Source organism: Microcoleus sp. OTE_8_concoct_300, from assembly GCF_031383065.1.
Classification (GTDB): domain Bacteria; phylum Cyanobacteriota; class Cyanobacteriia; order Cyanobacteriales; family Microcoleaceae; genus Microcoleus.
On sequence record NZ_JANMZH010000036.1, the window covers coordinates 1 to 1,687 of the forward strand.

The 1,687-nt window shown below is 42.1% G+C and carries 1 protein-coding gene and 2 pseudogenes; 1 reads left to right on the forward strand and 2 read right to left on the reverse strand.

From position 1 onward, the window contains the following. A pseudogene (locus tag ACUVJL_RS02025) lies at window positions 1–245 on the forward strand (IS4 family transposase); the annotation flags it as partial. A gap of 21 nt (window positions 246–266) precedes the next feature. On the opposite strand, the pseudogene ACUVJL_RS02030 reads toward ACUVJL_RS02025, so the two are convergent. After that, window positions 267–618: pseudogene (locus ACUVJL_RS02030) on the reverse strand (IS1 family transposase); the annotation flags it as partial. A 47-nt stretch (window positions 619–665) separates the two neighbouring features. Next, window positions 666–1,430 carry a DUF4058 family protein gene (locus ACUVJL_RS02035; protein ID WP_445244319.1) on the reverse strand — a complete coding sequence of 255 codons (765 nt, stop codon included), beginning with the start codon at window positions 1,428–1,430 and terminating at the stop codon, window positions 666–668. Window positions 1,431–1,687 lie beyond the last annotated feature (257 nt).

A 1,687-nucleotide genomic window follows, 5' to 3' on the forward strand; every position in this document is an offset into this window, starting at 1 on the left:
GCATATTTCAAGGCAATGAAATGAGGAAAAAGCAGGTGCAAAAATATGTATCTCGCCGCAAAGAACCTAAAAAAAGATATCGAAGACGGAGTACATTTGGTGTAGGTTTAGATGGAGAAAAGTGGGTGAATTATTTCGAACAATATTCTAACGAGGTAGAACAGTTAATGAAGTTAACTCCTTCTAAACGCCGCTTTTACCAACAAGGTATGCGGGCTGCAACCCTTATACAGTCTATCTCGTAGACCTCTTTGTCACCCCCCCCAGGTCCACAACCAGATCTTGTCTGTTTTTTTTTACATAAGTTTGTAATTCATCGAGTTCACCAACTTCTGGAATGACTTCAGGGTCATAAACATCTGGTAACAGTTTTCCGACTTGTTTTACCCAATTTATTACCGTGGTATGATGAACTCCCTTAACTCGTTCTATCGCCCGTAAACCCATACCATTGACGTACATTTTTAGGCAATCACGTTTGATGCTCTGGCTATAACCTCGATGGGGTTCATACTGATTGATGAATTGACGACCACATTGGACACAAATGTGATTCTGTTTTCCTTTCTTCTTGCCGTTTTTACGGATATGGGTTGATTTACATTCTGGGCATTGCATAAATTATTCCTCCTATTCATACTCTAACTCAGCAACGCCGAAAAGCGTTAGCTTTCCGATGATTCTGCCAAAGACTGCACAAAAAGAAAGTCACTCTCACTCAGCGGTGGGACGGGCTGTACGGCATAATCGATTGCCAAATCTAAAGCCGCCTCCTGATAAACCTGTTCCAAAATCTCAGCTAAATTCACAACAGGTTCTTCATCTGGTGGCTGCAAAGGAAACAAGAATTGGGGAATCGATTCGGTTACATTAAACGGGTAAAGTTCAGCTTCAGGACGGAGATTAGCGCGACTGACTAGAATCCGGTAGTCCGTGAGAATCCCTTCTGTCATTGGCATAAAGTTTCCCGTTCTCAGCAGATCGATTTCAACCAAATGAGTAGCACTGTTCAGAATTTTTTGTCGCTTGGTTAGGTATTTGTCTCGACCTTCACCCACTCGTTTATTCTTGGGTGATAGAACTTCTACAACCGTTACCACCTTCCCAGTCTTGACCTCCCGAATTTCTAGATAGCGTTCTGTGATTTCTTCAGTCAGGGGCAATGTTACTCGAATTGGTTTAGTTAAAACCCCAGTTGTTACACGATTCGGGACTCCCGAGGTTTCAGGGTTTTGTTGAAAAACGGAGGCATCTGGAATACCGACCAGTAGAGAATCCATGTAAACCCGTTTCTCTACAGCAGCTCGGTACTTGGGTATGAGTGAGGGATTAAGCGATCGGGCCAACTCGATAATCAGCCAGGAGTGAACTTCTGACCACAAAGTAGGATTTTCAAGATAAGGATTCATTCCTGGAAAATGCAGTTTCATAGGAATATCTCTGTTCTGTACAAAACTCATTATGACATAATTGTTGATTGGCTGCACTAATAACTCTTACATACTTAGAGTTTTGTCGATCAAAAAATCCCACAGTTCTCAAAGTTACCTGGGGGGGTGACAACCCGCCTGAAACCCATAGTTAGTAAGGATTGAGCCTACTTGTGGTAAAAAAAGATAGGCAGCAGAATTGTTACACGCTTGCCTATCCAAAACAATAATGATACCAACATTCTACCTCATTCATT

What these genes read in the sequence shown, in the direction of transcription:
- ACUVJL_RS02035 (WP_445244319.1), bottom strand. Translation starts at nt 1,430, where the DNA reads ATGAAACTGCATTTTCCAGGAATGAATCCTTATCTTGAAAATCCTACT.